This is a genomic window from Sphingopyxis sp. Root1497, assembly GCF_001427085.1.
Classification (GTDB): domain Bacteria; phylum Pseudomonadota; class Alphaproteobacteria; order Sphingomonadales; family Sphingomonadaceae; genus Sphingopyxis.
Window position 1 is genome coordinate 1,205,095 of record NZ_LMGF01000005.1, and the last position, 25,562, is coordinate 1,230,656.

27 protein-coding genes and 1 tRNA gene are annotated in these 25,562 nt (G+C 64.6%); 16 read left to right on the forward strand and 12 right to left on the reverse strand.

The genetic code is table 11. The features are described from left to right. Positions 1-9 precede the first annotated feature (9 nt). Both ASD67_RS20200 and ASD67_RS20205 read right to left on the reverse strand, forming a co-directional pair. On the reverse strand, positions 10-912 hold the full coding sequence (locus tag ASD67_RS20200; protein WP_056350939.1) for a cation diffusion facilitator family transporter: 903 nt from the start codon (positions 910-912) through the stop codon (positions 10-12). Further along, positions 909-1,346 carry a hypothetical protein gene (locus ASD67_RS20205; RefSeq protein ID WP_056350941.1) on the reverse strand — a complete coding sequence of 146 codons (438 nt, stop codon included), beginning with the start codon at positions 1,344-1,346 and terminating at the stop codon, positions 909-911. Before ASD67_RS20205 ends, ASD67_RS20200 begins: the two co-directional genes overlap by 4 nt. A gap of 161 nt (positions 1,347-1,507) precedes the next feature. On the opposite strand from ASD67_RS20205, the gene ASD67_RS20210 reads away from it, so the two are divergent. The 6 genes from ASD67_RS20210 to queE all read left to right on the forward strand — a co-directional run bounded on the left by ASD67_RS20210 (position 1,508) and on the right by queE (position 6,569). Next, a complete protein-coding gene (locus tag ASD67_RS20210) occupies positions 1,508-2,695 on the forward strand; it encodes an aspartate aminotransferase family protein (protein WP_056350943.1) in 1,188 nt (395 codons plus the stop codon). After that, complete coding sequence (argF, locus tag ASD67_RS20215) at positions 2,692-3,618, forward strand: ornithine carbamoyltransferase (RefSeq protein ID WP_156377848.1); 927 nt, start codon at positions 2,692-2,694, stop codon at positions 3,616-3,618. The genes ASD67_RS20210 and argF overlap by 4 nt, the downstream gene beginning before the upstream one ends. After that, positions 3,615-4,529, forward strand: a complete 915-nt coding sequence (gene hslO / locus ASD67_RS20220) for an Hsp33 family molecular chaperone HslO (protein ID WP_056350947.1) — start codon at positions 3,615-3,617, stop codon at positions 4,527-4,529. Before argF ends, hslO begins: the two co-directional genes overlap by 4 nt. Positions 4,530-4,654: 125 nt before the next feature. After that, positions 4,655-5,065 carry a hypothetical protein gene (locus ASD67_RS20225; protein ID WP_056350949.1) on the forward strand — a complete coding sequence of 137 codons (411 nt, stop codon included), beginning with the start codon at positions 4,655-4,657 and terminating at the stop codon, positions 5,063-5,065. A gap of 185 nt (positions 5,066-5,250) precedes the next feature. After that, positions 5,251-5,934 carry a 7-cyano-7-deazaguanine synthase QueC gene (queC, locus tag ASD67_RS20230; protein WP_056350950.1) on the forward strand — a complete coding sequence of 228 codons (684 nt, stop codon included), beginning with the start codon at positions 5,251-5,253 and terminating at the stop codon, positions 5,932-5,934. Positions 5,935-5,936: 2 nt separating this feature from the next. After that, positions 5,937-6,569 carry a 7-carboxy-7-deazaguanine synthase gene (gene queE / locus ASD67_RS20235; RefSeq protein WP_056350951.1) on the forward strand — a complete coding sequence of 211 codons (633 nt, stop codon included), beginning with the start codon at positions 5,937-5,939 and terminating at the stop codon, positions 6,567-6,569. 7 nt (positions 6,570-6,576) lie between these two features. On the opposite strand, the gene ASD67_RS20240 is transcribed toward queE, so the two are convergent. Both ASD67_RS20240 and lipB read right to left on the reverse strand, forming a co-directional pair. Continuing rightward, on the reverse strand, positions 6,577-6,909 hold the full coding sequence (locus tag ASD67_RS20240) for a hypothetical protein (RefSeq protein ID WP_056350952.1): 333 nt from the start codon (positions 6,907-6,909) through the stop codon (positions 6,577-6,579). 9 nt (positions 6,910-6,918) lie between these two features. Beyond that, positions 6,919-7,572, reverse strand: a complete 654-nt coding sequence (lipB, locus tag ASD67_RS20245; RefSeq protein WP_056350954.1) for a lipoyl(octanoyl) transferase LipB — start codon at positions 7,570-7,572, stop codon at positions 6,919-6,921. A gap of 129 nt (positions 7,573-7,701) precedes the next feature. Here lipB and ASD67_RS20250 point away from each other — a divergent pair, with 129 nt between their 5' ends. Together ASD67_RS20250 and ASD67_RS20255 are read left to right on the forward strand one after the other, a co-directional pair. After that, positions 7,702-8,520 carry a glycerophosphoryl diester phosphodiesterase membrane domain-containing protein gene (locus ASD67_RS20250; protein ID WP_056350959.1) on the forward strand — a complete coding sequence of 273 codons (819 nt, stop codon included), beginning with the start codon at positions 7,702-7,704 and terminating at the stop codon, positions 8,518-8,520. Between the two features lie 125 nt (positions 8,521-8,645). Then, positions 8,646-9,521: a hypothetical protein gene (locus tag ASD67_RS20255; RefSeq protein ID WP_056350961.1), complete on the forward strand. Its 876-nt coding sequence runs from the start codon at positions 8,646-8,648 to the stop codon at positions 9,519-9,521. 57 nt (positions 9,522-9,578) lie between these two features. Here the strand turns inward: ASD67_RS20255 and hemF are convergent, their stop codons facing one another. Both hemF and ASD67_RS20265 read right to left on the reverse strand, forming a co-directional pair. Next, entirely contained in the window at positions 9,579-10,439 is an 861-nt protein-coding gene (gene hemF, locus ASD67_RS20260; protein WP_056350962.1) for an oxygen-dependent coproporphyrinogen oxidase, read from the reverse strand. After that, on the reverse strand, positions 10,436-10,894 hold the full coding sequence (locus ASD67_RS20265) for a tRNA (cytidine(34)-2'-O)-methyltransferase (RefSeq protein ID WP_056350965.1): 459 nt from the start codon (positions 10,892-10,894) through the stop codon (positions 10,436-10,438). Before ASD67_RS20265 ends, hemF begins: the two co-directional genes overlap by 4 nt. A gap of 221 nt (positions 10,895-11,115) precedes the next feature. Between ASD67_RS20265 and petA the strand changes: the two genes are divergently transcribed. Genes petA through ASD67_RS20285 form a run of 4 tightly spaced genes read left to right on the forward strand, consistent with a single transcriptional unit; the run spans position 11,116 to position 14,386 of the window. Next, positions 11,116-11,673: a ubiquinol-cytochrome c reductase iron-sulfur subunit gene (petA, locus tag ASD67_RS20270; RefSeq protein WP_056350967.1), complete on the forward strand. Its 558-nt coding sequence runs from the start codon at positions 11,116-11,118 to the stop codon at positions 11,671-11,673. 13 nt (positions 11,674-11,686) lie between these two features. Next, a complete protein-coding gene (locus ASD67_RS20275) occupies positions 11,687-12,967 on the forward strand; it encodes a cytochrome b (RefSeq protein ID WP_056350969.1) in 1,281 nt (426 codons plus the stop codon). Positions 12,968-12,998: 31 nt separating this feature from the next. After that, entirely contained in the window at positions 12,999-13,808 is an 810-nt protein-coding gene (locus tag ASD67_RS20280) for a cytochrome c1 (RefSeq protein WP_056350971.1), read from the forward strand. A 23-nt stretch (positions 13,809-13,831) separates the two neighbouring features. After that, positions 13,832-14,386, forward strand: coding sequence for an adenine phosphoribosyltransferase (locus tag ASD67_RS20285; RefSeq protein ID WP_056350973.1), 555 nt, complete (start codon positions 13,832-13,834; stop codon positions 14,384-14,386). Between the two features lie 26 nt (positions 14,387-14,412). On the opposite strand, the gene ASD67_RS20290 is transcribed toward ASD67_RS20285, so the two are convergent. Both ASD67_RS20290 and ASD67_RS20295 read right to left on the reverse strand, forming a co-directional pair. After that, positions 14,413-14,688 (reverse strand): DUF6959 family protein, encoded by a 276-nt coding sequence (locus ASD67_RS20290; RefSeq protein ID WP_056350975.1) that lies wholly within the window; start codon positions 14,686-14,688, stop codon positions 14,413-14,415. A gap of 139 nt (positions 14,689-14,827) precedes the next feature. Next, positions 14,828-15,562: a DUF1134 domain-containing protein gene (locus ASD67_RS20295; RefSeq protein ID WP_443028058.1), complete on the reverse strand. Its 735-nt coding sequence runs from the start codon at positions 15,560-15,562 to the stop codon at positions 14,828-14,830. Between the two features lie 279 nt (positions 15,563-15,841). Here ASD67_RS20295 and ASD67_RS20300 point away from each other — a divergent pair. Next, positions 15,842-15,934 (forward strand) — tRNA-Ser (locus ASD67_RS20300). 166 nt (positions 15,935-16,100) lie between these two features. Beyond that, positions 16,101-17,432 (forward strand): tyrosine-type recombinase/integrase, encoded by a 1,332-nt coding sequence (locus ASD67_RS20305; RefSeq protein WP_056350979.1) that lies wholly within the window; start codon positions 16,101-16,103, stop codon positions 17,430-17,432. Positions 17,433-17,443: 11 nt separating this feature from the next. Here the strand turns inward: ASD67_RS20305 and ASD67_RS20310 are convergent, their stop codons facing one another. The 4 genes from ASD67_RS20310 to ASD67_RS20325 all read right to left on the reverse strand — a co-directional run bounded on the left by ASD67_RS20310 (position 17,444) and on the right by ASD67_RS20325 (position 23,422). Beyond that, positions 17,444-18,934: an FG-GAP repeat domain-containing protein gene (locus tag ASD67_RS20310; protein ID WP_056350981.1), complete on the reverse strand. Its 1,491-nt coding sequence runs from the start codon at positions 18,932-18,934 to the stop codon at positions 17,444-17,446. Positions 18,935-18,960: 26 nt separating this feature from the next. After that, entirely contained in the window at positions 18,961-21,435 is a 2,475-nt protein-coding gene (locus ASD67_RS20315; protein ID WP_056350983.1) for a TonB-dependent receptor plug domain-containing protein, read from the reverse strand. Between the two features lie 77 nt (positions 21,436-21,512). Continuing rightward, entirely contained in the window at positions 21,513-22,718 is a 1,206-nt protein-coding gene (metC, locus tag ASD67_RS20320; protein WP_082545207.1) for a cystathionine beta-lyase, read from the reverse strand. Positions 22,719-22,732: 14 nt separating this feature from the next. Next, positions 22,733-23,422: an RNA polymerase sigma factor gene (locus tag ASD67_RS20325; protein ID WP_056350988.1), complete on the reverse strand. Its 690-nt coding sequence runs from the start codon at positions 23,420-23,422 to the stop codon at positions 22,733-22,735. A gap of 316 nt (positions 23,423-23,738) precedes the next feature. Here ASD67_RS20325 and ASD67_RS20330 point away from each other — a divergent pair, with 316 nt between their 5' ends. After that, positions 23,739-25,079, forward strand: coding sequence for a dicarboxylate/amino acid:cation symporter (locus tag ASD67_RS20330; RefSeq protein WP_082545208.1), 1,341 nt, complete (start codon positions 23,739-23,741; stop codon positions 25,077-25,079). Further along, positions 25,076-25,555: an Lrp/AsnC family transcriptional regulator gene (locus tag ASD67_RS20335; protein ID WP_056350990.1), complete on the forward strand. Its 480-nt coding sequence runs from the start codon at positions 25,076-25,078 to the stop codon at positions 25,553-25,555. The genes ASD67_RS20330 and ASD67_RS20335 overlap by 4 nt, the downstream gene beginning before the upstream one ends. The last annotated feature ends 7 nt before the right edge of the window (positions 25,556-25,562 follow it).

A 25,562-nucleotide genomic window follows, 5' to 3' on the forward strand; every position in this document is an offset into this window, starting at 1 on the left:
AACGGATCATCATTCGGGCCGGAAGCTGAGGCTCGCCAGCCGCCAGGCCTTTTCGCCCATCAACTCGACGCCGGTCGGGATAGTCACCGGGGGCCGGCAATCGACTTCGGCCGCGATGTAGCGGCCGGTCTCGCGCAACCTGACATCGATGTCACCGAAGCGCGCCTTCAGCGCCGCGATCAATCGCTCGGCGTCGTCGGCAAGGTCGTTGGAATCGAGCGCGCGCGGGGTGCCGTCGAGCAGTTCGGCGACCGCTTGCCGCAGCGCGCCCACGGCATCCTTGATGATCGACAACGCGATGAACAGCGCCGCGCCGGCATCGGCCCACCACCAGCCGAACCCGATGCCGGTGATGCCGGCGATCGCGGCGAGCCCGGTCTGCCAGTCGGCCTTCTGCATCAGCGCGTCGGTGTGGAGCACCTTGTCGTTGATCCGCTTTGCCACCGGCTGTTTGATCCGACCGAAGATGAGCGGCGGGATCACTGAATAGACGAGGGCCGCGATCATCAGCCAGCCCAGCCAGATGGTGTGGCCGAAGAGGGTGGCGCCCCCGACGGTCGGATGCTCCTGACGCACCAGCGTCGTGACGCTTTCAAAAACGAGGAAGCTGCCCACCGCCAGCAGTGCCGTCGCCGCAACGAGGAAAGCGAGGCTGTTGGCGCGGCGATAGCCGAAAGGGAAGCGATTGTTGGCGCGCTTGCGCTCCCAATGCACCGACAGCAGGAACACGATCGCAGGGATGAGGCTCAGCACATCCTCGATCACCGCCGATTTCATCGCCTGGCTTGCGCCCATCACCAGCGCCATCACCACGACGACGCTGCCGATCCATAGCAAGGTCCACCATTCGAGCCGTTCGCCATGCCGCACGTCGGCGGCGATGGCGTCGGGGATGCCGCTGTGCAGGATCATCGCGGACCCTCGGCGACCAGCCGGTCGGTGGCGAGGATCAGGGCATTTTCGCCGTTGCGCCGCGCGATGCGCAGCACGGGATGTTCCTTGTCGTCGGGTTCGCCGCGCGCGACGGGCTTCGACAGCGCGATATCGGCCTGCCAAGGCGAGGCCTTAGCGAAATGACCGATGAGCGCATCGACCTCGCCGTCTTCGAGCGCCTTATGCGCATGCTCGCCGTGGATGGGCATGAGGCGGAGGTGCGCGCCATGGTCGCGGGCATAGGCGCCGACGAGCGCGAGAGCGGGCTGCGCGTCGGGGGTTCCGGGGAGGACGGTGACGCGCATCGCGTGCGTGCGTTCGATCCGCTCGGTCGTGCCGGCCGCATCGCGCGGCAGGCTGTCGCAGGCAGCGAGCAGCAGCGCGGCGAAGGAAAGGGCGAACCGGTATCGCATCCCCGCTCATACGCCGCGCTGCGGCCTTGGTTGCCGCGCGCGCCCTGTGTTGACGCGGCCAAGCAGGGGGCAGTATAGGGGCCGCCCGACCCAAGGGCGGCCCATCTGGGGTCGCCTTTTTGCTTTGGTCGTATCTTTTGTCTTTTGGAAAGGTGCCTGACATGTCGATCACGCCGCTGATGCCCGTTTACCCCCGGTGCGGTGTGCGTCCGGTGCGAGGCGAGGGTGCCTATCTGATCGGCGAGCGCGGCGAGCGTTATCTGGACTTCGCGAGCGGCATCGCGGTCAATTTGCTCGGCCATGGCCACCCGCACCTGACCAAGGCGATCCAGGATCAGGCTGCGACGCTGATGCATGTCTCGAACCTGTACGGCAGCCCGCAGGGCGAAGCCTATGCGGCGCGGCTGGTTGAAAACACCTTTGCCGACACCGTCTTCTTCACCAACTCGGGCGCCGAGGCGGTCGAATGTTCGATCAAGACCGCGCGCGCCTATCATTCGAGCGCGGGCAACGCGCACAAGCACACGCTGATCACCTTCAACAACGCCTTCCACGGCCGCACGCTCGGTACGATCTCGGCGACCAACCAGGAGAAGCTGCGCAAGGGTTTCGACCCGCTGCTGCCCGGTTTCGCCTATGCACCGTTCGACGATGTCAATGCGGCGCTGGATCTCGTGGACGACAATACCGCGGGCTTCTTGCTCGAACCGGTACAGGGCGAGGGCGGTATCCGTCCGGCGTCGCAGCCGTTCCTGCAGGCGCTACGCGATATCTGCGACCAGCGCGACCTGATGCTGGTGTTCGACGAGGTCCAGTGCGGCGTCGCGCGCACCGGCTCGCTCTATGCTTATGAACAGTTCGGTGTGACCCCCGACATCCTCGCCAGCGCCAAGGGCATCGGCGGCGGTTTCCCGATGGGCGCGTGCCTCGCGACCGAAAAGGCGGCGCGCGGCATGGTGATCGGCACGCACGGCTCGACCTATGGCGGCAACCCGCTCGCGATGGCGGCGGGGCAGGCGGTGCTCGACGTCGTGCTCGAGGAGGGCTTCCTCGAAGGCGTCAAGGCAACCGGTGAGCGCCTCCGCGGCGCGCTCGAGCAGTTGATCCCCAACCACGACAACCTCTTCGAGAGCGTGCGCGGCATGGGGCTGATGCTCGGCGTCAAGATGAAGAGCGACAGCCGCGCCTTCGTCGCGCATCTGCGCGACAATCACGGACTGCTGACGGTGGCCGCGGGCGACAATGTCATCCGCATCCTGCCCCCGCTCAACATTGAAGAGTCGCACATCAACGAGTGCATCGAGAAATTGTCGGCGGGCGCGGCGAGCTATACGCCGCCCGAAAGCTGATGCCGAATTTTCTAAACCTGTCCGATGCGGGCGGGGATGCGATCGCGGCGATGCTGTCGGACGCGATCGACCGCAAGGCGGCGCGCGCCGGCTGGCCGAAGGCGAAACCCGACGCCGACAAGCCGCTCGCCGACCATGTGCTGGCGATGGTGTTCGAGAAGAATTCGACGCGCACGCGCTGCTCGTTCGACATCGCGATCCGCCAATTGGGCGGGGTGCCGATGATCCTCGACGCGGGCACGAGCCAGCTCGGCCGCGGCGAGACGATCGCCGACACCGCGCGCGTGCTGTCGCGCTATGCCGATGCGATCATGATCCGCACCGATCAGCACGACAAGATCGAGGAACTGGCGCATTTCGCCAGCGTCCCGGTTATCAACGGGCTGACCGACCTGTCGCACCCGTGCCAGATCGTCGCCGACCTGCTGACGATCGTCGAGAGCGGCAAGGCACTGCCCGGGCTGGAACTCGCTTGGCTCGGCGACGGCAATAATGTGCTGGCGTCGCTGATCGAGGCGGCGGGGCTGTTCGGCTTCAACGTCCGTGCGGGCGTGCCGCAGGGCTATGAACCTGATGCGGGCTTCATCGAGGCCGCGCGTGCCAAGGGCGCGCGCGTCGACATCGTCCGCGACGCGCGCGAGGCAGTGACGGGCGCCGACTTGGTTGTCACCGACACCTGGGTGTCGATGGGGCAGGATCATGCGCATAACAAGCTCGCGGCGATGGCGCCCTATCAGGTCGACGAACGGCTGATGGGCGCGGCGAAGGGTGACGCGCTGTTCCTTCACTGCCTGCCCGCACATCGCGGCGAGGAAGTCACCGACGCGGTGATCGACGGAAAGCAGTCGCGTGTGTGGGACGAGGCCGAGAACCGCGTCCATGCCCAGAAATCCGTCCTGTTGTGGGCGCTAGGGAAGTTATGAGCGACACCGTCGAAACCTGGTTCGACCAGCCTTTGGTCTTTACCATTGCCGAGCGCCATGTGCGCGGGCGCTTCGTCCGGCTCGGGCCGGTGCTCAACACGATATTGAGCGCCCACAGCTATCCGCCGGTGGCGGAGAAATTGCTCGCCGAGGCACTGGTGCTGACCGTGCTGCTCGGTTCGACGCTCAAGACCGATGGCGGGCAATTGACGCTGCAGGCGCAGACCGGCGGCGGGCCGATCGAACTGCTCGTCTGCGACTATCGCGGCGGCGAGCTGCGCGGTTACCTCAAATTCGACGCCGAACGGCTGGCCGAGGTCGGACCGGACCCGACGCTGTTCGCGCTGTTCGGCGAGGGCTTTCTCGCGATCACCTTCGACCAGCCGGCGACCGACGAGCGTTATCAGGGGATCGTGCCGCTCGAAGGCGTGTCGATCGGCGATGCGGCCGAACATTATTTCGAACAGTCCGAGCAGATCCCGAGCCTGATCAGGCTCGCCGCGCGCCATGACCATGAAGCCGGCTGCGTCGCGGGCGGGTTGCTGCTCCAGCACCTGCCCGAGGGCGAGGTCGGTCGCGACCGGTTGCACACGCGCCACGATCATCCCGAATGGGAGCATGCGCGCACGATCGCGATGACGCTGAAACCCGAGGAACTGACCGACCCCGCGCATTCGCTCGAGACGCTGGCATGGCGGCTGTTCCACGAGGATGAGGTGCGCGTCGAATCGGGCATCACCGTGTCGCGCGGCTGCCGGTGCAGCCTCGATTATTTCGCCGGGGTGCTGCGGCAGTTTCCCGAGACCGAGCGCGTCGACATGGCCGACGAGGCTGGCAATATCGTCGTCGATTGCGCCTTTTGTTCGCGGATTTTCCCGATCCCGCTCGGCGAAATCGCCACCCCCAACTGAGCCGGCTGACGACGAACGGACGTTTTTCAGCGCCAAGCGGTTGAAATCGCGGCGCCGAAACGCTATTTTGCCTTCACAGGGTCGCATGTTTGCCCGCGACGGGGGCAATCGTTGGATAGGTGTACATGGCGATCTTCTCTCCCCCGATGAAATGGGTCCTTGCGGCCACGATGCTGGCCGGCGCGACGGCGGTGCCCGCGCAGGCGCCGTCGCTGGCGATGCTCGATGGCCTCGAAAAGGGCAGCTGGCAGCTGCGCGAGCGCGGCAACAACGCCGTCGCCCAGACGATGTGTTTCGGCGACGCGCGGCGGATGATCCAGATTTACCACCCGCGCGCGAACTGCTCGCGCTATGTCATCGAGGACACGCCTAAGTCGGTAACGGTGCACTACACCTGTCCGGGCGCGGGCCACGGCCGCACCACGATCCGGTCCGAGACGAACCGCCTGGTCCAGATCGACACGCAAGGAATCGCCGACGGGAAGCCTTTCTCGCAGGCTTATGAGGCACGGCGCAGCGGCGCCTGCACGAACTGAGCCGCACCCTGCCGTAACAATCCGTTAACCAAAAGCCGCTAAGCCGGGTGTCACGACGCACCGATGTGTGTCCTTCTCCCTAACGGCTTTCATGCCGAACTGGGCCGTGTGACCTGTCATGCGGCCCGTTTCTTTGGTGCGGCGCAGCACTTGCACGCCCGGCGACGCGGGCCTATCTGGCGCCGATGCAAGACGTAGCCGGAAAAACGCTGATCGTCCTCCTGTCGGGCGGGCTCGACTCGATGGTTTGCGCGGGCCTCGCGAAAGAGGCCGGCGCACGCATCGTCGCGCTGACGATCGATTATAATCAGCGTCACCGCGTCGAACTGGAATCGGCCGCGCGCATCGCGGGCTATGTCGGGGCGGCCGAGCATATCGTGCTGCCGCTCGACCTGCGCCGTTTTGGCGGTTCGGCGCTCACCGACGATATCGCGGTGCCCAAGGACGGCGTCGGGGACGAGGTACCGGTGACCTATGTGCCTGCACGGAACCTGATTTTCCTGTCGCTGACACTCGGCCTTGCCGAGGCGCGGCGCGCACAGGACATCGTCATCGGGGTCAATGCGCTCGACTATTCGGGCTATCCCGACTGTCGCCCCGAATTCATTTCGGGTTTCGAAAAACTGGCGCGGCTCGCGACGCGCGACGGCGACAAGGGTGTCGATTTCCGCATCCACGCACCGCTCCAGCATATGACCAAGGCCGATATCGCCGCCGAGGCGGCGCGGCTCGGTATGGAGGCGGGCATGAGCTGGTCGTGCTACGACCCGACGCCAGAGGGGCTGCACTGCGGCGCGTGCGACAGCTGCCGGTTGCGCAGCAAGGGTTTTGCCGATGCCGGGCTCGCCGACCCGACGCGCTACGCCTGACCATGAGCTACGCGGTCAAAGAGATTTTCCTGACGCTGCAGGGCGAGGGCGCACAGGCGGGCCGCCGCGCGGTCTTCTGCCGCTTCGCCGGCTGCAATCTGTGGACGGGTCGCGAGAAGGACCGGTCCAAGGCGATATGCCAATTCTGCGACACTGACTTCGTCGGCACTGACGGCACATTGGGGGGCAAGTACAAGGACGCGACGGCGCTCGCCGCGACGATCGCCGCGAGCTGGGGCGAGGGTGAGGCCGACCGCTATGTCGTGCTGACCGGCGGCGAGCCGATGCTGCAGGTCAACGATGCGCTGATCGACGCGCTGCACGCGCAAGGGTTCATCATCTCGATCGAGAGCAACGGGACTTTTGCCGTGCCGCGCAGCATCGACTGGATCTGCATCAGCCCGAAGGCGGGCAGCGAACTGGTGCAGACGAGTGGCGACGAACTGAAATTAGTATGGCCGCAGCCGGGCAGCGATGTTGCACGGTTCGCGACGCTTGATTTCGGGCATCTGCTGGTGCAGCCGCTCGACGATCCGAATGCCGCTGCCAATGTCCAGGCGTGCATCGAGTTGGTGATGGAAGACCCGCGCTGGCGTCTGTCGCTCCAGGCGCACAAGAGTTTGGGGCTGCGCTAACCCAGCGTTATTCGCCGGCCTTTTTGGCAGGCGCCGGGGTGTCGGCCTTCTTGCCGACGGGGACAGTGATCGCTTCGCCCTCGCCACTCGTCTCTTCGGCGTCGGCCTGGTCGGCCGCTTGCTCGTCCTTCTGTGCGGGCTTCGCCGTCCCATCGTCGGGAACGCTGTTGTCGACCGCGGTGCCGTCGCCGCTCGCATTGTCGAGGATGATCATCGAATCGCTGATCGTGCCCGGCTCGACCTCGACCGCTTCGAGCTTGGTCGTCGTCTTGCCCGACGGTTCGCTGCCGCAGGCGGCGAGGGCGAGGATCAGGAGCGAGGGGAGGATAATGCGGGTCATGATCTTGTCCTAGTCGCTGGCCGAAATTTTGTCGAGAAAGGCGGGAAGCGCGCGTTCGAGCGCGGCATCGACTTGAGGGAAATCCGCCGCCTTGCCGAGCGCGGCGAGGCTGGTCACCGGAAATTCGGCGATCCCGCACGGCACGATGCCGCCGAAATGCGAGAGGTCGGGCGCGACGTTGAGCGAGACGCCGTGCATCGTCACCCAGCGCTTCACGCGCACCCCGATCGCACCGATCTTGGCCTCGCGGCCATTTTCGTCGTCGGTCCAGATGCCGATGCGGCCTTCGGCGCGGCGTGCCGCGACGCCGAATTCGGCAAGCGCATCGATCACCCAGCCTTCGAGCGCCGACACATAGGCGCGCACGTCGCGGCCCCGTTTGGAAAGGTCAAGCTGGACATAACCGACGCGCTGGCCGGGGCCGTGATAGGTGTAGCGCCCGCCGCGCCCGGCGTCATAGACCGGGAAACGCGGGTCGAGCAGCTCGGCAGGATCCGAACTGGTCCCGGCGGTGTAGAGCGGCGGATGTTCGAGCAGCCAGATGCGTTCGCTTGCTTCGCCCGCGAAAATCGCCGCCGCGCGCGCCTCCATGTCGGCGAGCGCGGCGGGATAATCGCTCAGACCCGGCGAAACGGTCCATAGGGGCGGTGGCAGATGCCTCATCGTGCCGCCTCCTGCTCCCACGCGCGAGCGAGTGCAAGGGGCGCGCGCTAAATCGTTAACATGGCTGGACATCGGGGAGCAAGACCGCCAGTCTCCCGCGTCAACGGGTCAACCAGAGACGGGATTTAGATGCCAAAATTCGACATGGGCGCGGCGTGGGAAGACAGCTTGGTCCTGCTGCGGTCGCACAGCGTATTGACGGGCACCATCGCCGCCGTCTTCCTCTTTCTGCCGACGCTCGCGGTCGCCTGGTTCGGGCCGGTCCCGATCGAGCCCGCCGCTGGCGCGACATTCGACCAGATGATGATGACGTTTCGCGAAAGCGCGCGGCAGGCCGTGCCGTATCAGTTGCTCGTCAGCGTGATTTCGGCGATCGGCGGGGTCGGTATCCTGCGCCTCTGGTTGTCGCGGACCAGCACCAGCGTCGGCGACGCGCTCGTCTTCGCGCTCAAGATGATCCCGACGATGATCGCGATCCAACTGATCCTCGGCGTCGGGCTGGGCCTGATTGCGGTTCTGGCGATCATGCCGGGAATCACGGCGGGGGGCGGCGCCGTCGGCGCGCTGCTGTTGTTCGTCGGCGCGCTGTTGATCCTCGGCATCTGCGCTTATTTGTGGGGGCGGCTCGCGGTGACCTCGCCGGTCGTTGCCGATCGCACCCAGTATAATCCGGTCGTCGCGATCCAGGAAAGCTGGCGTTTGACCAAGGGCAATGGTTGGCGGATTGCGCTCTTTCTGTTTCTCGTCACACTCGTGATCATCATCGTCGCACTGCTCCTCGGCGGGGTGATTGGCGCGGTCGTGGGGACCGGTGACGGTATCGGACGGATGCTGACCGGATTCGTCGAAGGCGGCGTCGCGGCGGTCGGCGGCATCGTCTCGGCCGCGATCAGCGCCGCGACCTACCGTCAGTTGGCGCTCACCGGCGGCAACGCCATATTATCCTGAGGGAAACGCAAGAGGCCTTTGTCCGTGACGTCATGAAGTGATCGCAAACCGGACGACGGCCCGCTAATGAGGGACATTGGGCGCACAAAAAGGAACAAGGGCAAGTTCAACAAAGGGGGAAAATCATGGTCAAGATGAGTATCGGTGCCGCTTTTTCGGAGACCTTCGGGTTTCTGAAGACCAATTGGATGCAGATGCTGTTGTGGCTTGGTGGCGCGGTGGTGATCGCCTGCCTGCTCGGCTGGTTGCTGTTGCGCAATGCGATGATGACCATGATGATGGCGCAGGGGGATCCGTCGGCCGCATTCGGAGCCTTCGGGTCGATCATTCTGTTCGGTTTCATCGCCGGGACGATCGTCTATGCGGCGAGCCTTTTGATCTGGCGGACCGGACTGGTCGGCGGCGAGCCTGCCAGCGATATCGGCTGGGGCTTGGGCGCGGGCGCCGCGCTGATGCTCGCCAACTTCGTCGTGCAGATCGCGTTGATGATCGTTTTCTACATCGTGTTGTTCATCGTCGGCCTGCTGGCGCTCGGCATTTTCGGTGCCAGCGGGATGTCGCTGGAGAGTTTCGCGACCGGCGGTGCATCGGCCGGACTCATCCTGTTCGGCGTGATCTTCTATGTCGCGTTGATCGTCTTCTTCCTGTGGTTCTTTGGCCGTCTGACGGTCGCCGGCCCGGTGATGGCGGTGAACCGTTCGTCGAATCCCTTTTCGGCCTTCGCCGAATCGTGGAGGCTGACGAGCGCATCGCAATGGACGATCGTCGGCTTCAATTTCCTGATGATCCTCCTCTTTCTCGTCTTCTTTTTCATCGTCTCGATGGTCTTCGGCGGGGTTGCGAGCGCGATGATGACGCCCGACGCGGGCATGGGCGCGATGATCGGCGCGCTCATCATGGCGCTGGTCATCTATGTGCCGGTGGTTCTGGTGTCGGTGTCGATGCCGGCGGGCATCTATCGCTGCATCGGGGTGCAGGGTTCGCCGGACGTTTTCGCCTGAGGTGAGCCGATCAAAGCAAAAGAAGGGGCGCTCCGGAAACGGGGCGCCCTTTTCGCATCAGCTCCACTTGGCGAGTGGCGGCAGGCTCATCAGGATCGCGTCGATATTGCCCCCGGTCTTGAGCCCGAACAGGGTGCCGCGATCGTAGACGAGATTGAATTCGGCATAGCGGCCGCGCCAGATGAGCTGCGCCTCGCGGTCGGCGTCGGTGAAGGGCAGGCCCATGCGTCGCCGCACGATCTGCGGAAAGATATCCAGGAAGGCCTCGCCGACCGCGCGGGTCAGCTGGAAATTGCGGTCGAACTCGGCATCGTCGCCGGTTTCGAGATGGTCATAGAATATGCCGCCGACGCCGCGATGGACGCCGCGGTGCGGAATATAGAAATAATCCTCGGCCCATTTGGCATAGCGTTCATAGACCTCGGGACCGAAAGGCGCGCAGGCGGCGCGCAGCCGGGCATGAAAGGCGTCGGTGTCCTCGGCATAGGGAATCGGCGGATTGAGGTCGGCGCCGCCGCCGAACCAGCGCCGCGTCGTGACGAGGAAGCGCGTGTTCATATGCACAGCGGGAACATGCGGGTTCGCCATATGCGCGACGAGGCTGATCCCGGTCGCGAAAAAACTGGGGTCCTCGGCCGCGCCGTGGATCGACGCGGCGAAATCGGGGGCGAACTGGCCGCCGACGGTCGAGACATTGACCCCGACCTTTTCGAATACCTGGCCGGTCATCACCCCGCGCACTCCGCCGCCGCCTGCACCGGAGTCGAGTCCTTCGGCCTCGCGGTCCCACGGCGTATAGGCGAAGCGCGCGTCGCTGCCGGCTTCGGTCTCGATCGCCTCGAATTCGGCGCAGATCCGGTCGCGCAGCGATTCGAACCAGTCGCGCGCGGCCTGTTGCTGGGGATCGAGCGAAATCATGCGGGAAAACCTTTCGTCTGCCGAAGCGCTTCGGCGAGCGCGATGCCAGCCGCGACCGCGACATTCAAGGAGCGAAAGCCCTGGCTCATCGGAATCGCGACCCGCGCGGTCACCGCCGCATGGACATGATGCGGGACGCCCGCGCTTTCCGATCCGAACAGCAGGATGTCGCTTGCGGTGAAATCGAACCGGGGCAGGGGCGTCGCCCCCGTCGTCGTCAGGAGCACGAGCCGCTGGCCGCCGATTTGCGACCATATCCGGAACGCGTCCCAGTCTGGGTGGCGCCGCACATTGGCGCGCACCGCATAATCCATGCCTGCACGCTTCAGCGCGCCGTCGGAGAAGGGAAAGCCGCACGGCTCGATAATATGCGCGGGCACGCCGAAACAGGCGGCGGTGCGCAGCGTGGTACCGACATTGCCCGCGATGTCGGGCTGAAACAGGGCGATTTCCATGCGCTTTCCTTAGGGCGCGCGGCGTCGCAAATCGAGCGTTTCGGCGCCGCGACATGATCCGGTCAAAGAAGCGGAAATTGCCTGTTGGCAAGCCCCGACTGTGCGGCTATCAGGCCCGCAATTCCCGGAGGGGCCGCCGGGGCGCGCCATTTCGTGCGCGCGCAATCAGGGTGGCCCTCAGCCCGGGGAAATTGTCAGTTCAGCCATACAAGGGCAATCGAATGGCCAGTGAAACCGAACACACCGCCGGAATCGAAGACGGGGTGCGCCGCCGTGATTTCATCAACATTGCAGCGGTCAGCTTTGCGGGAGTCGGTGCGGCCGCGGTCGTGCTGCCGCTGGTCAACCAGATGAACCCGTCGGCCGACGTGCTCGCGCTGTCGACGACCCAGATCGATATTTCGGCAATCCAGCCGGGGCAGGCGATCAAGACGAGCTGGCGCAAGCAGCCGGTGTTCGTTCGCAACCTGGTCGCCAAGGAAATCGCCGAGGCGAAAGCGGTGCCGCTGGGTGACCTGCGCGACCCCGAAACGATCGACCAGCGGACCAAGCCCGGCAAGGAAAACTGGCTGATCACGCTCGGCGTCTGCACCCATTTGGGCTGCGTGCCGCTCGGCGCTGCTGAGGGCGAGAATCGTGGTGATTTCGGCGGCTATTTCTGCCCGTGCCACGGGTCGCACTACGACACCGCGGCGCGCATTCGTAAAGGTCCGGCACCCAAGAATCTGGTTGTGCCGCCTTATAATTTTGACAGCGACACCGTCGTGACGATCGGCTGAGGAGCGAGATAAGATGAGCTTTCCCTGGGCCAAGCAATATCAGCCGCAGCATCCGTTGATGCAGTGGCTGGACGAGAAGCTGCCAATGCCGCGCCTCGTCTACAACGCGATCGGTGCCGGCTATCCGGTGCCGCGCAACCTCAACTATTTCTGGAATTTCGGCGTCCTCGCCGGCGCCGCGCTGGCGATTCAGATCATCACCGGCATCGTGCTGGCGATGCATTATGCCGCCAATGCGGGCGTCGCCTTCAATTCGGTCGAGCATATCATGCGCGACGTGAACGCCGGCTGGTTCATCCGCTATGCGCATATGAACGGCGCGAGCATGTTCTTCATCGTCGTCTATCTCCACATCTTCCGCGGCCTTTTCTACGGATCGTACAAGGCGCCGCGCGAAATGGTGTGGTTGCTGGGCGTCGTGATCTTCCTGCTGATGATGGCGACCGCCTTCATGGGCTATGTGCTGCCGTGGGGCCAGATGAGCTTCTGGGGTGCGCAGGTGATCACCGGCTTCTTCTCGGCGATACCGCTCGTCGGCGAACCGGTCCGCGAATGGCTGCTCGGCGGCTTCGTCCCCGACAATGCCACGCTCAACCGTTTCTTCTCGCTGCACTATCTGCTGCCGTTCGTGATCGCGGGTGTCATCATCCTGCACATCTGGGCGCTGCACATCCCGGGTTCGTCGAACCCGACCGGCATCGAAGTGAAGGACGAACAGGACACCGTCCCGTTCCACCCCTATTACACCGCGAAGGACGGTTTCGGACTCGGTATCTTCCTGCTCATCTTCGCCGCGCTGACCTTCTTCAGCCCGAACATGCTGGGCCATGCCGACAACTATATCCCGGCGAACTCGCTTTCGACCCCGGCGCACATCGTTCCCGAATGGTATTTCCTGCCCTTCTACGCGATCCTGAAGGCCTTCACCTTCAACTTCCTGTGGATCGACGCGAAGCTGTGGGGCGTGATCGCGATGTTCGCTTCGATCGCGGTGCTGTTCTTCCTGCCCTGGCTTGACAGCTCGCCGGTCAAGTCGTCGACCTATCGCCCGATCTATCGCTGGTTCTTCTGGGTCCTGGTGATCGACGTGTTCATCCTGGGTTTCTGCGGCATGCAGCCGGCCGAACAGCCCTATGTGATCATGAGCCAGATCGGTGCGATCTATTATTTCGCCCACTTCCTGGTGATCCTGCCGATCGTGTCGCGCATCGAACGTCCGTTGCCGATGCCGAATTCGATCACCGAGGCGGTTCTCGCCAAGCATGCCGACACGCCGTCGGCGGCCACGGCCTGAGCGCCGGACTTTAATAGGAGCTGATACAGCCATGGTTCGTCCGCTCGGATTCCTCGTCGGCCTCGGTTTCATTGCCGCGCTGGTGCTCGCGATTCTCACGACGCCGCTCAGCAATGAAGAGAATGTCGCCCACAAGTTTCACGAACATCCCAAGCATCTGAAGCTCGCCAGCGACGGCCTGCTGCCCCATTGGGACAAGCAGCAGCTGCAGCGCGGCATGCAGGTGTACAAGGAGGTCTGCTCGGCCTGCCACAGCCTACACCTCGTCGCCTTCCGCGACATCGAGGCGCTGGGTTACAGCGAAGGCCAGGTGAAGACCTTCGCCAAGGGTTTCCAGGTTCCGTCGATCAACCCCGACACCGGCGAACCGGCAACCCGCGATGGGCTGTCGTCGGATTATTTCCCGTCGCCCTATGCCAATGAAACCGCGGCGCGTGCGGCGAACAACAATGCGTTGCCGCCCGACCTGTCGCTGATCACCAAGGCGCGCGAAGGCGGCAAGGACTATGTCTATTCGCTGCTGACCGGGTTCAAGAACCCGCCGGCTAACCTGCCCGCCGAACTCAAGCCGGGCACCGGGCTGCACTACAACCCCTATTTTGCGAACCTCAATCTCGCGATGGCGCCGCCGCTGGCTCCGAACCAGGTCACCTATGCCGACGGCACCAAGGCGACGGTCGACCAGATGGCCAAGGACGTCACCGCGTTCCTCGTCTGGACCGCCGAGCCGAAGCTGGTGAAGCGCGTGCAGGTCGGTTGGGCCGTCGTGATCTTCCTGGCGATGTTCAGCGTGCTCGCCTATCTGTCGTACCGGAACATCTGGGCCGACAAGAAGCATTGAGCGGACTAGGGAGGGCGCGTCCCATGATCGCCCTCCCGCCGCAGCCGGACCTCGACCTCGCGTCGCTGGTCCGCACCATTCCCGACTTTCCCAAGCCGGGCATCCAGTTTCGCGACATCACGACACTGATCGGGGACGCCGCCGGCTTTTCCGAAGCCGTGCGGCGTCTTTCCGTTCGCGCGGCAAGCCATGCGCCTGACCTGATCGTTGCGGTCGAGGCGCGCGGCTTCCTGTTCGGGGCCGCGATGGCGACCGCGATGGGGCTGGGCCTCGTCCCGGTGCGCAAGGCGGGCAAGCTGCCCGGCGTCACCATCGGGGTCGATTATGAACTCGAATATGGCGTCGACCGGCTCGAACTGCACGAAGGCGCGGTGCTGCCCGGTCACCGCGTGGTGCTGGTCGATGATCTGCTCGCTACCGGCGGCACGATCCTCGCCACTGCCGAACTGATGCGCAATGCCGGGGCGGAGGTGGCGGCGGCGCTGTTCGTTATCGACCTGCCCGATCTCGGCGGGTCACAGCGGCTGACGGCGGCCGGACTGGCGTGCGAGACGTTGATCGCCTTCGACGGCGATTAGCGCGGTGGCTTTGGGGTGCGAAGCGGTCATTCGCTCCCATCATAAAAGGGCAGTTTTAGGCCATGCTCTTGCATGGTCTGAGCATAGAAATTGACACGCTCCTGTAGCACATCGGCTAGTTCTTTCAGGTCGTACCAATGGTCGGAATCTGGCTCGGCGCCCGCAAGAGCAGCCGCTGCCATGCTGCTCCAACTGTGAAGGGTGTCCCCTTGGATCAGCATCCCAGGGAATTTGCGGCCTGGATGCCGCATGACGGCAGCATTGGTCGCATCGGAGTAAATCTCGATCGGTTCTATTCGCATACTCACCTCACTAAGTAGAGCTATGCCGATAGCCGTTGTTGTCCGCAATCGGTCGAACCGGTCATTCGGTCTTCCCTCACGCAAAACGCCCGCACCTTGCGGCACGGGCGTTCGAAGCGTCCAAGGGGGAAGGGCGCTTTTAGAAGGGGACCCAGTTCTGCTTCTTGCGGAACTTCATATAGCCGACATTGGCGCCAAGCCGCGCGCCGACACCGACGCGGATCGGGATCAGCACGACGTCGCCGCGGCGCAGGTACGACGCGTTGAAACCGCCGATCAGATAGGCGGCGCCTTCGCCCGCCGGATAGCGTTTGTAGAGATCCTGGGTGTCGAACAGATTGTAGACGAGGACGAAGGTGTTGCCGGCGTTGGCGCCCGCGTCGAAGCCGATCGACGGGCCGGTCCAGTAAGCGGGCATCTCGCCCTCGATCTTGTGAAACAGGGTGCCCGAGCCGTAACGCACGCCGAGCACCAGCGCACCGCCGGCTTCGCGGCCGACGATATAGGCATTGGGCTCGCCCTGCTTCTTCAGAATATCCTCGATCAGCCCGGCAAGGCCCTGGGCGCCCTTGCCGAACACGCCCTCGGCGGCGCCGATCAGATCGTCCTTCTTGTAGGTCGAGCCCGGGGGTGCGTTCGTCGCCGCAGCTTCGGGACCGGTGGTCGGGGTCGCCGCCGTGTCGGGTGAGGTCACCTGATCGCCGGTCGCGAGATCACTGTCATAGGACGTATCGCCGCTCGTCGTGCTGGTGGCTGGCGGCGGCGGGGCCGGGTTGTCGAGATCGGCATCGATCGCGCTGTTGGGATCGATCTGCGTCATCTGCGCCGCCGCGGGCAGCGGCGACACGGAGAGGCCGATCGAAGCGATGGCCATCAAGGCGAGACTGGAAAGCGACTGACGCATGATATTCCCCCAAATTCCGGGCCGGCGACGCGCGATCGCGCCGCAGGGCAATATTTACCATGACTCCAATTGGCCGGCGGGCAATGAACCGGCGATGACCTGAGTCGATTTTGCGCCAGGCCGAATCGATTTCGGCGCCGGTCCGATGCCCGGGTGAAAAAAATGGTAATGTTTGCCGTTGCGGGGGGCGGGACGGCTGGCTATAGCGACCCGCCTAAGCCAGCCTGTCGTTAGCGCGACAGACCATGCGGAGACGTGGGTGAGTGGCTGAAACCAACGGTTTGCTAAACCGTCGTACTGGTAAATCCGGTACCGAGGGTTCGAATCCCTCCGTCTCCGCCACTTACCCCTCCGCAGGGGTTCGTATCAGTCCACCGAGATTGAGTTTTTCCCAGAAAACCTGAACTTTTCGGATTCGCTCGTCCGCAGCGGTCCGCGCCCGTTCGCTTCGAATGTGGTTCAGACCCGTGGTCTCGACGTCCCCAAAACGTGGTCTCGGAGATGGGTAATGTTGAACGAAGCAAAAATCCGCGCAGCCAAGGCGCGAAGCAAACCCTGGAAACTTACGGACAGCCATCGGCTCTTCTTGCTGGTGACGCCGAACGGGTCGAAGCTCTGGAAATATAGCTACCAGTTCGATGGCAAGCAAAAGACGATGGCCTTTGGAGATTATCCGCGGGTCACCCTGCGAGAGGCGCGCGCGAAGCGCGACGCGGCGCGCATGGACCTCGACGACGGGCATGATCCCTCGGCGCTCCGCAAGGTGCAGGTCGATGCCAATATCGAGGCGGCGCGGATCACCTTCGAGCTGATGGCCCGGGAGTGGCATGCGCGGGGCGCGCCAACATGGGCGGTCGTCCATGCCGAGGACATCATGCGCAGCCTCGTGCGCGACGTTTTTCCGCGCATCGGCTCGCAGCCCGTCTCGCTGCTGACCCCGAAACTCGTCTTCGATGTTCTGAAAGCGATCGAGGATCGCGGTGCGATCGAAACCGCCAAGCGTGTGCGCCAGCGAATCTCTGCCGTATGCGTCTATGCCATCGCCAAGGGCTTCATGGAGAGCGATCCCGCCGAGAAGCTCGGGGTAGCGCTCAAGCCGATGCGCCGGGGGCGCCAGCCGGCGATCACCGACATCGACGGCCTGCGCACGATGATCGTGAAGGCCGAGGAAGATTATGCGCGGCCGATCACGCGTCTCGCGCTCCGTATGCTCGCCCTGACCGTTGTGCGGCCCGGTGAGCTGCGCGGGGCGCGGTGGGACGAGTTCGAGGGGCTGAACGGCCGTGCGCCGCTCTGGCGCATCCCTGCAGCGCGTATGAAGGGCGACCGCGACCGGAAAGAGGAGCTCGACGGCGATCATCTCGTTCCCCTGACCCCGCAGGTGGTCGCGGTGATGCGCGCGCTCTGGCCGCTCACCGGCGGCTGTCCGCTGCTCTTCCCGAACAACCGGCTCTCCGACAAGCCGATGAGCGAGAATGCGCTCGGCTATTTCCTCAACCGGGCAGGCTATCATGGCCATCATGTGCCGCACGGCTTTCGGGCGGCCTTCTCGACGATCATGAACGAATGGGCCGAGCGGCAGGGCAAGAAGAACGACCGGCAGGTCATCGATCTGATGCTTGCGCATATCCCGAAGGAGAAGGTCGAGGGGGCGTATAACCGTGCGGCCTATATGCCGCGTCGCCGCGAGCTCGCGACGGCGTGGGCCGATATGCTGCTCGATAGGGTCGGGCCGCCGCATGCGCTCGTCGCGCGCCCCGCGAAGCCGATGGGCGATCATTCGCGCCGGCGGCTCCCCGAGCCGGTCGAACGTGATTTTCTCTTCCCGATCGGCGGCTGACCGGGGCGGGGCTAGCGCTGGCGGACGACCAGCTCCTTGCCGGCGTAGCGGGCCGGGCTGACACGCTCGACCCGCTGCGTCCGGCGGCCCGCCTTGTCCATGAAGCTGACCTCGACGGTCACCGGCGCCATCGTCGCGAGGCCGAAGTGGAGTGGCTGCGTGCCTTGCGAATTATAGCCTTCGCCGGTCGAGACTTGGCGCGTCGCGAAGATCTTACCCTTGGCGTCGAACAGGCGGACCTCGGCGCCCATACGGGTGAAGCGCCCGGCCTTGTCGAGCACGCGCACCGAGAGGCTGTGGCGCGCGGCCTCCTTGCCAAGGTCGTTGTGGAAGAGGAAATGGCCGCCGGTGTCGGTGTATCCGCGCGTCACCGAGAGATCGAGCGCACCGTCGCGGTCATAGTCGATCCACTGGACGCCATGATCGGCGACGTCGAGCGCCGAGCCGGCGGGCAGGATGTTCTCGAAGCCCTTGCCGCCGAGGTTGCGATAGAGGCGGTTTGCGGGCTGCTGCGCGCCCGACTTGCCGGTGTAGGCGGCGACGAAGAGGTCGAGCCAGCCGTCATTGTCGAAATCGCCCCAAGCGGCGCCCACGGCATGATTGTCCTCGGCGAGGCCGAGCGTCGGCGCGACATTCTCGAAGCTGCCGTCGCCCTTGTTGCGGTAGAGGATGTTGACGCCATAGCTCGTGACGAACAGGTCGAGGTGGCCGTCATTGTCGAAGTCGCCGACTGCGCAGCCGACGCTGCCTTCGGTGCGCGGGCGCCCCGGGCGGTCCATGCCGAGCGCGGGAGCGACATCGGTGAAGCGCTCGCCGTCGTTGCGCCACAGCGCATCGGTGGCGCCCGACTGGTTGGCGAGGAAGAGATCGAGGTCGCCGTCGCGGTCATAGTCGAACCAGCAGGCACCGACGGTCGGCCGCGTATCGTCGCCCGCGTGGTCAGCGGGGACGCGCACGAAGCCACCAGCCTCCTGGCGATAGAGGGCGTTGGGACCCGAACGGTTCGCGGCGAAGAGATCGAGGTCGCCGTCATTGTCGTAATCGACCCAGCTCGACTGGCGCGCCGAGCGCCCGGCCGCAACGGGCTCGGCGGTCACTGGGACGAAGCGGCGCCCGCGATCGTTGCGGAATAAGAGGTTCGCGGCGTTTTCTTCGGTCGCGCCGGCGTAAAGATCGGGCCAGCCGTCGCCGTCATAATCGCCCCAGGCGAGGCCGCGCATCTCGGCGCCGGTGACGGGAAGTCCCATGGCAGCGCCGACGCTGGTGAAATGGCCGCGGTCGTTGCGATAGAGGCGAATCTCCCCGCTTTCGAGCGAGACGGCGAGGTCGAGGTCACCGTCGCGGTCGAAGTCGGCCCAACTGTTCGACAGCGAGCCGGGCAGGCTGAAGTCGGCGGTCTGGACCGGCGTGAAGGACGGACCGGTCGTCCCGGCCGCCCCGCCGCCGGCAATGCCGGTCGACAGGACGGCCCAGGACAGGATCCGCATCAGTTCATCGCGCAAGATACGGACTCCAGTGATGGTCTTGATCAGAAATCGAGCGAAATCCGACCATAATAATAGCCGCCATATTGGCCGAACGGTCCGGCGCCATAGGGTGCGAGCCCGATGGTGTTGGCGACGGTCGTGCGGTCCGGATAGACGTCAAAGATGTTATAGGCGCCCGCGGCGACCCGCAACTTCTCGGTCACGCCGTAGGACACCTCGAGATCGGTGATCCACTTAGCGCCGAAGCTTTGGTCGTTGACGGGAAGGCCGCCGACGAGATTATCGAGCGACTTGAACTTGTCGTAGCGGGTTTCCTTGAGGTTGATCGCGAACGGGCCCGATTCGAAGTTGGCGCCGAGGATCAGCTTCGTCTTGGGAGTCGAGGTGAACCAGCCCTGGGTGCGCCGATCGAACAGGGTCAGGCCGAGGCCCGCGAGTTCGCTCGGGTTGGGAGCGATCTTCCGGATGTCGGTATCATTATAGTTGAAGCCGACGCTTGTGCGCAGGCGTCCGGCGCTGCCGACGTCGAACGCATAGGTGCCGACGACATCGACGCCGCGCGTGCGCGTGTCGACGGCATTGGTGAAGAAGCGCACCGACTGGTCACCCGAGAAGCCGTTGGCGATCAGGATGTTCCGGATACCCGTTCCCGACAGCAGGCCGGTGAGGGTGATGCGGTCGTCGAGATCGATCTGATAGGCATCGACCGAGAGCGAGAGGCCCGCCGCCGGCGTCAAGGTGAAGCCGAGGCTGAAGTTCTTCGACTTTTCGGGCTTGAGCGGCTGCGCGCCGAGCGCCTGCGCAACCGCCGAGTTCGTTTTCACGATCTTGGTGAGCACCGGGATATAGACGCCGCCGACGAGATTGATCGACGTCGATGTCTGCGCGAAGTCTTGCTGTGCGAGCGAGGGCGCGCGGAAGCCGTTGCTGAACGCGCCGCGGAACGCAAGCCAGTCCGTGACCTCGTAGCGTGCGCTGACCTTGCCGCTGAAGACGCTGCCCGAGCTGTCATCGAAATGCTCGAAGCGGCCCGCCGCGGTGACGAGGAAGCGCGGACTGACGTCGAGCGCGAGATCGACATAACCCGCCCAGATGTTACGATTGATGTTCGCGGCATCCTCGGGGGTGACGACGATCGCGCCCTGCGCACCGACCTGTGCCGGGCGTCCGGCGAGCGGGCCGGTCGGGTAGAAGTAACCCCCGGCGCGGTAGCTGTCGACGTCGAGCGGCTTGGTGACGTAATTCTCGTAGCGATATTCGGCGCCGAGCGAGACCTGGAGTGCGGTGTCGCCGCCAAACTCGATACGGCGGGTCAGGTCGAGATTGTTCGTCCACTGGTCGAACGCCGAGCTGAAGGTCTTGAACTCGGTGGGGCTCGACGGGCCGAGCGACGCGTTGAGCGTGTTTTCGGCGCCATTCTTGGCATAGTTACGGCCATAGGTGCTGCTGAGATCGATGTTCCAGCCGGCCGTCTCGCCGCGCAGGCCGCCGGTGAACTGGAAGTCGGTCTCCTGCAGCGTGTAATAGGGCGTGAAGCCGTCCGGATAGATCTCGATAATATTCTGGTTGCTGTTCGGGCGGCGGCCGGCCTGGCCGACGCGCGCGTCGCGATAGCCGAAGGTTCCATCCGAATAGAAGGTTACATTACCGAGCGGCAGGACGAGCGTCTGCGCGACCTTGACGTCCTTCACGTCGGGGAGACCGCCCTGATAGGTGCGACGGTCAGCGGTGAGTTCGCGCGGATCGGGCACACCGCCGGCGAGCGGGAAGTATAGGGCCCCGGTCACGTCGGTGTTCCGCACCGCGGCCTTGGCCTTCTTTCCTTCGACCGACAGGGTGAACGAACCCCCGTCGCCGATCGCGAAACCGTGCGAGACGCTGCCCGAGAATGTTTCGCCGTCGCTGCCGCTGCCGTCGCGGCCATAGCGCTGGCCAGCTTCGAGGGTCGCCTTGCCGCCCGAGTCATTGGTCTTCAGGATGACGTTGATCACGCCCGCGATCGCATCGGAGCCATATTGCGCCGAGGCACCGTCGCGCAGCACTTCGATGCGCTCGATCGCGCTCGACGGAATGAGATCGAGATCGACCGGATTGCCGCCTTGCGAGGTCGCGCCCGAGTTGAAGTCGATGATCGAGCTGTTGTGGCGGCGCTTGCCGTTGACGAGCACGAGCACATGGACGCCCGACAAGCCGCGAAGGCCGGCAGGACGCGTGAGGCTGTTGAACGACGAGCTTCCCACGGTCGTCGACTGGAAGGACGGCACGAGCTGCGTCAGCGCGTCGCGAAGCTGCATGCCGCCGCCGAGCTTTTCGAGGTCCTCGCCGCCGATCACGTCGATCGGGGTGGGGCTCGAAATCACGGTGCGCGCTTGGCCGCGGGTGCCGGTCACGATGATTTCGGACGGGGATGCCGATTCGCCGGTGTCGTCGGCCGGGGCCTCCTGCGCGAAGGCGGGCATGGACATGGCGGCGGCGACGCAGGACGCCCCCATCAGCAGTCTCGTGTATGTTTTCATGGTCTTGCTCCTAAACACGGTAAAATGTTCCCCCTTGTTGAACCTGCTACATTCTCGTTTTTCGTTGGTTTTGGCGCTTATCCTGCAGCCCTCAGCTTGCGTTGCGGGGCGGCGGTTTCCTGCGAAAGGGTGTCGAGCCCTTGCCGCAAATCCGCGATGAGGTCATCCACCCTTTCGAGCCCGATGTGCAATCTTAGCAAGGGCCCCGGATAGCTTAACTTGTGAGTCCGAGCCTTGAGCTGTGGGTCGACGGGAATGGCGAGGCTTTCGTAACCGCCCCAGCTGAAACCGAGACCGAAAAGCTTAAGCTGCTCGACCATCGCGGCGACCGCCGTCTCGGACGCGGGCTTGAGAACTGCGCCGATCAGGCCGCAAATGCCGGTGAAGTCGCGCTTCCAGATTGCATGGCCTGGATCGCTCGGCAGCGCGGGGCACATGACCGATTGGACTTCGGGCTGCACCTCGAGCCATTCGGCGATCTTTAGGGCGGCGGCGCCATGATGCGCGAGGCGAGAATGGAGTGTGCGAAGCCCCCGAATCGCCATATAGGCATCGTCGGGCGACACCGCCCAGCCGGTCTCGTAGCTCGACGCAGCGAGCAGGACGGCGGCATGGCCTTTCGCCGCGGCGAGACCCATGAACACGTCCGAATGGCCACACACATATTTGGTGAGGGACTGGATGCTCACGTCGACGCCGTGATCGAGCGGCTTGAACAGCACGCCCGCCGACCAGGTGTTGTCGATGACCGTCATGATCCCGGCTTGCTTCGCCATTGCGGCGATCGCCGGGATGTCCTGCATCTCGAAGCTCAACGAACCGGGGGATTCGAGGAAGATCACGCGTGTCTTCGGCGTGATCATCGCGCGGATCGACTCGGCGTCGTCGGCGGGGTCGAAATAGCGGGCAGTCACGCCGTAGCGCGCAAGCGTGCCGGCGAGGAAGCGCCGTGTCGGGTTGTAGACTGTGTCGCAGGCGAGCACTTCGTCGCCCGCCGAAAGCAGCGCCAGCAAAGTGCCGGTGATCGCGGTGAGGCCTGAGGGGTAGATGAACGCCTCATCGGCATGTTCGAGGTCGCGAAGCGCATCGCGCAGCGTGCGCTGGGTCGAAAGGCCGACGCGGCCATAGGTCACCTTGCCGCCGTCGTAGAGCGCCTCGCAGCTGGGAAGCAGCACGGTCGATCCGCGCTGGATAACAGGGCCGGGGGTTCGCTGGAGCGCGTCGCACCGGCTGTCGCCATGGATGAGCCGCGTCTGCTCGTGAACCATACTGCTAAGCGTCATTTATCTTTTCTTTCTCAGATGGAATTGGAGAGGAGTTTCTGCCGCTGCGGCGACACGCCGCTGCGGTGTGCCGCGACGAGATCGCTGCGGCGGACGACCGAGAGCGCCTTTGCGGCCTTGGTCACATGCTTTTCGATTGCGCTCGTCGAGATGTTGTAGCGGCTCGCGAGGCTCTTCAGGCTCGACCCCTCGACGCGGATAGCAACTAGGATTTCCTGCGTGCGTTCGGGGAGCTGGCTGAGCGTGGCCTCGACCGCGCGAACCTCGTCTTTCGCGAGCAGGATGCGAAGCGGCGACATCTCGTCGACCGGATGGTCGGGCTCGTCGAGCTGGCAGTGGCAGTCGCAGCGGCGCGTTGTCTGGCGGCGATGGCGATCGATCAGCGCGGCCTGGGCGGCCTGGAACAGATAGCATTTAGGATGGGCGACCGCGGCGGCATCGGCGCGGCGAATGATGCTGAGGAGCACGTCTTGCAGAATGTCGTCGAGGTCGGCGGCCGGGACGCGTCGGCGCAGATACTTCCTGAGCAGCGGGAGATGCGGCCAAAAGGCTTCGACAAGATCGGGCGCGGCTTCGTCGGCTGGAGCGACAGGCGCGATCTGCGCCTTTTCAGCGGGCGGAGCAACATATTCGAACGCCTGCCAGACATCGCCGGCCGTGACGTTTTCAGTCTCATACTCTGCCCCATAGGCGCTGAATGTCATCGTGCGTCCCCTTATGGCGACATTTTATGACATGGGTGCCGGGGTGAATTCTTCACCGACTTTGACGATGAATTGACAAATGTTGGGATGAATGAACCGAGATGTAGGTATTTTGTCGATCAAATGATCGAAATTCTGCATGAGCGACGTTGGTTCGGTCGAATCAGATGTCCCAGAGTCGCCATGATACTGCAACAATCGGCGCATGGCCGCGAAACTTCCTCGCGGAATCGCGCTTTGGACGATGGGGTATTCGGTCCGTAGCGCGTCAAAGCCAAGGGGCCTCCGGCAACGAGGAGGCAGGAGGAGTGGTCGCATGGCGAGAACCTGGCTCATATTATCTTCGCTGGTCGCGGGGCTTGCGCTAGGCGTGGGATGGACGCGGCTGGGTCTTGCCGGTCTCACCGACGCGGTCTCGATCGCCGACAGCATCGGCGGCGTCTGGCTCGACGGTCTCCGGATGACGATCATCCCGCTCGTCGTCTCGCTGCTGATCACAGGGATGGCAAAGACGGTCGATAGCGCGCGCGGCGACCGGGTGGCCATGCGCTCGGTCGTCACCTTCATTGCGCTGCTCTGGACATCGACCGCGATGGCGGCGGTTCTCGTGCCTGCCCTCCTCGGGATTTTCCCGATGCCCGCTGAGGCGGCGCGCTCGCTCGCGGCAAGCCTGACGACCTCGGCGCATGTCGAGGCGCCGACGGTGGGGATCGCGGCCTTCCTCCGCTCGATCGTGCCCACCAATCCCATCGCCGCGGCCGCAAACGACGCGCTTCTCCCGCTTATCCTCTTCACCGCCGTCTTCGCGGTCGCGCTCGCGCGCCTACCGGCCGCGCAGCGCGAGCCGGTCACCGCCTTCTTCGACACGATCGCAAGCGCAGTGTTGCTCATCGTGGGCTGGGTTCTCGCGCTCGCGCCGATCGGTGTGCTTGCGCTAGCCTTCGGCGTCGGCGCGCGCGCTGGCACGTCGGCGATCGGCGCGCTCGCCCATTATGTCGTGATCGTGTCGAGCGCGGGCCTTGCCGCCTGGGCGCTCGCCTATCCCGTCGCGGTGTTCGGTGGCCGCGTTCGGCTTCTCGCCTTTGCGAAAGCGGTGGCGCCCGCGCAGGCGGTCGCGCTCAGCACCCAGTCGTCGCTCGCCTCCTTGCCGCCGATGTTGAAGGCGTCGGCCGACCTCGGGGTCGACCGTTCGGTCTCGCGCGTCTCGCTGCCGGTCGCCGTCGCGATCTTCCGGGTGACGAGCCCGGCGATGAATCTCGCGGTCGCCATCTATGTCGCGCACTGGCTCGGCCTGCCGCTCGCCCCCTCGGCGATCGCGGCGGGTGCCGCGGTTGCGGCCATCACGACGATCGGTTCGGTGAGCCTTCCCGGACAGGTGAGCTTCCTCACCTCGATCGCACCGATCTGTGTCGCGATGGGCATTCCGATTGAACCGCTCGCGCTGCTCATCGCCGTCGAGATGATCCCCGATCTCGTGCGCACCGTCGGCAATGTGACGATGGACGTCGCCGCGACGACGGCAATTGCGCGCATCGGGCCGGCGCACGGTGCCGCCGACGCGGAAGCCAAAGAGTTGGAAGGCGGGGAGGGCATTGCCGTCTCTCCGACCGCGCTTGCTACCGCGGGTGCGCAGGAATTTGAAGGAGCAAAGCCATGACCCGCGTTTCACTCGACGATGCCGATGTCCGGATCCTGGGGTTCCTCCAGGAGGATGCGACGCTCTCGGTCGCGGCCGTCGCCGCCAAGGCCAATATGTCGCAAAATGCCTGCTGGCGGCGGATCAAGCGGCTCGAGGAGAGCGGCGTGATTTCACGCCGCGTCACGATCCTCAACGCCAGCGCGCTGGGTCTCGATCTCACCGTCTTCGTGAGCTTGCGAGCTTCGGAACATAGCGAGGCCTGGCTCGAGATGCTCAACTCGGCGATCCGCGACATTCCCGAGGTGGTCGAATTCTACCGGATGACCGGCGACGTCGACTATCTGCTCAAGCTGCGTGTCGAGAATATGGCCGCTTATGACACGGTCTATCGCCGCATCATCCGCTCCATCCGGCTCACCGACGTGAGCTCGGCCTTCTCGATGGAAGAAATCAAGTTCACCACCGCGCTGCCGCTAACGGCGCGCCCGTCCTGATCGTCTC